The following is a 4655-nucleotide window of genomic DNA, read 5'->3' as shown; positions in this document are numbered from 1 at the left end:
GGCCCTAACGTTAGACGGATTATAATACATCAATTTTTAAAATTTTCAAGTAAAAGATACCAAGTAATACATCATATCTGATTATTTTTTAATAATGGTCACCAGCTAGTGTCAAACGACGTCCGCCATCTACATTGATTACTTCACCAGTGATGTAGCTTGCCTGTGCTAAATAAAGCGTACTGTGAGCGATTTCCTTAGGGGTGCCGATTCGCTGTAGGGGAATAGAATTTACGATACTTTGTTGTTGCTGCGCATCCATCGCCTGATCGCTATCTACTGGTGGCAATATGTTAACACCTGGAGCAACGCCATTGACCCGCACCTCTGGCGCTACTTCTAGTGCTAAGGACTGCACCATCATACGGTGAGCGGCCTTTGCCATATTATAGACAGTATAATTTTTGAATGGTCTATCCTGCGCATGAATATCTAACAAGCTGATAATGCAGCCCTGAGTTTTTATCAAATGAGGCAAAAGCGCTTGGCTTAATAATAGCGGTGCTTTGGCATTGGTCAAAAACAACTCATCCCACTGTGTATGATCGATGCTGCCGAAGGGGCTTGGATAAAATCGTGAAGCATTATGTATCAGTGCATCTAGTCGGCCGAAGCAGCTCATAATACGTTCAACGAAGTCATTTAGACGGTTACTCTCATTGACCAACGTTAAGTCAGCAATGATAACGGTAGCGCTAGCAGCGCGTGCTTGATTCAGCTGTGCCGCGAGAGCCTCTGCTTCTTGTTTGCTTTGATGGCAGTGAATAATCACGCGATAGCCTTGTTGGTGTGCGGCCGTAACGATAGCAGCACCGATACGTTTTGCGCTGCCAGTGACTAGCATCACTGGTGAGTTGGCATTATTATTCGCTTGCTGAGTAGAAGGGGTGTCTAAGTTCATATAGGATATATGCTGTAGGCTCCAAGAAGGTTGGTTAAGATATATCGTTTTTCTCTAAGTGCTTAATTCTGGACTGTCGCAGCGCTTCACCAATAGCAGGACCTCGGAGGTTTGGTTCAATATCGTCCATACCGATAGCGTGGAAGCTATTTAAAGCCAGCATCATCTGTCGGTGCTGAACAGCCAGTTGAAATACTTGATTGCATACCAGTAATTGCGATATTTTTTCAGGTGCTTTATGAGCGCCGGAAGCTTGTATGAGGTCAATCTTGTCAGCCGCATTCAAAGTATCTATGGTGCTTAATTTTTTAGCCTGTTGTACGAATAAACTGGCAAATTGAGTCTGTGCTTTTGGTACTTTGGCTGTATTTCCAATTTGACTGATATTTTTTATCAGCTTTGAATAGTCACAGTTTGACTCATTAACCTGTGCATCATTGTGACTCTGATTGAATAGATCGCCGTTAAGGCTGGCCAGCAGTAGCGCCCAGCGTTGCGATAGGTTTAGCTGCATCTGACCTGCGAAGTACAGCGCTGTCTGCACCGTCTCTCGTATATGACCATCATGCCAAGCTTGATGTAAAGGTGCAATATAATCTTTGAGGGCATCAATCTTAAACAGTTCCTGCCAGTAGATATGAGGGGACAACTGCATGGTAGCGCGGCTAGACTCTTGCCAAATACGCTCGCTACTTAAGTGGTTTAGCTCACCTGATTCGACTAATTGTCTCATCAATATCATGGTCTCATCAGCGATGGCAAAACCTAAGTCATAATAGCGAGCAAAAAATCGTACCGTGCGTAGTACACGCAAAGGGTCTTCGCTGAAAGCACTAGAAACGTGACGCAAAACTTTATCGGCAAGGTCGGTAAGCCCGCCATAATAATCGATTACTTCACCGCTGATGGGCGTGTGATCGGTCAAACTCGTCACTTCTATTGCCATCGCATTGACGGTTAGGTCGCGACGCTGTAAGTCCTCACGCAGGGTCACATCAGGGCTTGCATGCACACTAAATCCTTGATAACCAACGCCTTGTTTGCGTTCGGTACGTGCCAATGCATACTCGTCATGAGTAGTCGGGTGCAAAAACACAGGGAAGTCGGCACCGACTTGCTGAAACCCAGCATTCAGCATATCTTCAACCGTCGCACCCACGACGACGTAATCCGTGTCTTTGATCGGACGATCTAAGAGTTGGTCGCGTACCGCACCACCGACGAGGTAAATTTGCATAAAAACCTCTTTTATAGAGCAAGTTATGATAACTAACGAATGAAATTTCGTTACAGCCTTTTATGATCAACAAAAAAACCAGCCAACGCATTTAAGACGTTGACTGGTTTTAGTATAACAGAGACGCGCTATAAATAGCTTATTGCGCGCTACTGATCGCTGTGGTTACTACTCAGCGTTGGCTAAATCTTGAGCTTCTGTGACAGCGAGAGCGGTCATGTTGACGACGCGGCGAGCTGTTGCAGATGGTGTCAAGATGTGCACAGGCTTGCTCGAACCCAATAGGATAGGACCGATAGAAGCACTGTTTGTCGCTGTTTTTAGTAGGTTGAAGGCAATGTTTGATGCATCTAGGGTAGGTAAGATAAGCAAGTTTGCAGAGCCTTTCAGTGGGCTTGACGGCATATCATTTGAACGAATAATTTCATTCAATGCGGCATCACCTTGCATTTCACCATCAAACTCAAAGTCGACGTTCATATCAGTTAAGATTTGATATACTTTACGCATCTTCACGGCACTTTCGCGATTTGATGTACCGAAGTTAGAGTGTGATACCAGGGCAACACGTGGGGTAATGCCGAAACGATGCAATTGTTCAACTGCTAAAACGGTCATTTCTGCTAGCTGTTCAGCAGTTGGGTCTTCATGAATGTATGTATCAGCAATAAAGATATTGCGATCTTGCATCAGTACAGCATTCATGGCGTAAAAGTCACTCACACCTTCTTTTTTATCGATGACACTTTGGACATAATCTAAGTGCAATTGATAATGGCCGAATGTACCACAAACCATGCCATCAGCATCACCGTTATCGACTAACAACGAACCGATCAATGTGGTTTTGCGGCGCACGTCACGACGGGCAAGCTCAATACTCACACCGCGGCGCTTATTTTTCTCGTAGTAGCCCTGCCAGTAGTCTTTATAACGCGGATCATCATCTTGATTAACAATAGTGATGTTTTCTCCATCTTTTAGACGTAAACCCAGCTTGTCAATATTATCTGCAATGATGGCTGGGCGACCCACTAAAATTGGTTGAGCAAGTGCTTCATCTACCACGACTTGCACAGCTAATAGGACGTTTTTGTCTTCGCCTTCACAGTACACAATGCGTTTTGGTGCTGATTTGGCACGAGCAAAGATTGGTTTCATGACGAATGCTGAGTTATAGACAAACTCAGACAAGCTCTGACGATAGGCATTCATATCAGCGATAGGCAATGTAGCCACGCCAGAGTCCATGGCTGCTTTGGCAACTGCCGAAGCGATCTCGATGATTAGGTTTGGCTCCAAAGGACCAGGAATCAAGTAGTCGCGTCCAAATCTTTTGACCTTTGTCAGGTTGTTAATGTTGCTGGTTGGTGTTGCTTCGACATGAGCCATCGCAGCGATTGCTTTTACACAAGCAATTTTCATTTCTTCGTTTACTGTAGTGGCACCTACATCTAAAGCACCACGGAAGATATATGGGAAACAAAGTGCGTTGTTTACTTGGTTAGGATAGTCTGAGCGACCGGTTGCCATGATGACGTCTGGACGGACAGAGTGTGCCAGTTCAGGCATGATTTCAGGGGTTGGGTTAGCAAGTGCGAAGATGATAGGGTCTTTTGCCATACGGCTAACCATATCTTCGGTTAATGTGCCGGGCATAGATAGCCCTAGGAACATGTCGACACCGTCCATGACTTCTTCGATAGAGGTGGCCGTAGTCTCACGTGCATAGCGCTGTTTGGTTTCATCTAGGTTTTCACGACTGGTGCTGATGATACCGCGTGAATCCGATACGATGATGTTATTTTTATTGATACCAAGCGCACAGATAATATCTAGGCAAGAAATGGCAGCAGCACCAGCGCCAGAACAAACCACTGTGAGTTCTTCAATTTTTTTACCGGTAATCAATAAAGCATTGAGCATAGCGGCGGCGACAATGATAGAGGTACCATGCTGATCATCATGGAATACTGGAATGTTCATGCGATCGCGCAATTCACGCTCGATTTTGAAGCACTCAGGGGCTTTGATGTCTTCTAAGTTGATACCACCAAAGGTTGGCTCCAGAGATGCTACTGCTTCGATGAATTTATCAGGGTCGTTTTGGGCGATTTCAATATCAAAAACGTCGATACCAGCAAACTTCTTGAATAGTACGCCTTTACCTTCCATTACTGGCTTAGACGCCAGTGGTCCAATATTACCCAAACCTAATACTGCAGTACCATTGGTAATCACGCCGACCAAGTTGTTGCGTGCAGTGTATTTAGCAGCAAGTTTTGGGTCTTTTTCGATTTCAAGACATGGAACGGCAACACCTGGCGAGTAGGCCAGTGCCAAATCACGTTGGTTAGCCAACTGTTTAATAGGAGTAACTGAGATTTTACCTGGGCGCGGAAACTCGTGGTAATGTAAGGCAGCTTGTTCAAACTGCTCTTTTTCTGAACTGTGGTTATCCGTATTCAAATTGGTATCGTCATTCATAATAATTGCCATGGTTGGAATAAATTGGAA

Annotated in this window: 3 protein-coding genes; all 3 read right to left on the bottom strand. The window is 44.9% G+C overall.

Annotated features, from left to right (window positions below; all coding sequences use genetic code 11):
• Positions 1 to 88: 88 nt before the first annotated feature.
• On the bottom strand, positions 89 to 901 hold the full coding sequence (locus L0J61_RS09415) for a pteridine reductase (RefSeq protein ID WP_301466190.1): 813 nt from the start codon (positions 899 to 901) through the stop codon (positions 89 to 91).
• A 34-nt stretch (positions 902 to 935) separates the two neighbouring features.
• Positions 936 to 2138, bottom strand: coding sequence for a tRNA nucleotidyltransferase (locus L0J61_RS09410; protein WP_301466189.1), 1203 nt, complete (start codon positions 2136 to 2138; stop codon positions 936 to 938).
• 168 nt (positions 2139 to 2306) lie between these two features.
• Complete coding sequence (locus tag L0J61_RS09405; RefSeq protein ID WP_301466191.1) at positions 2307 to 4625, bottom strand: NADP-dependent malic enzyme; 2319 nt, start codon at positions 4623 to 4625, stop codon at positions 2307 to 2309.
• Between the last annotated feature and the right edge of the window lie 30 nt (positions 4626 to 4655).

The sequence above is a fragment of the Psychrobacter sp. genome (assembly GCF_030457785.1).
Classification (GTDB): Bacteria; Pseudomonadota; Gammaproteobacteria; order Pseudomonadales; family Moraxellaceae; genus Psychrobacter.
This window is presented reverse-complemented; position numbering and strand designations above follow the sequence as displayed.

What these genes read in the sequence shown, in the direction of transcription:
- L0J61_RS09405 (WP_301466191.1), bottom strand. Translation starts at nt 4,625, where the DNA reads ATGAATGACGATACCAATTTGAATACGGATAACCACAGTTCAGAAAAA.
- L0J61_RS09410 (WP_301466189.1), bottom strand. Translation starts at nt 2,138, where the DNA reads ATGCAAATTTACCTCGTCGGTGGTGCGGTACGCGACCAACTCTTAGAT.
- L0J61_RS09415 (WP_301466190.1), bottom strand. Translation starts at nt 901, where the DNA reads ATGAACTTAGACACCCCTTCTACTCAGCAAGCGAATAATAATGCCAAC.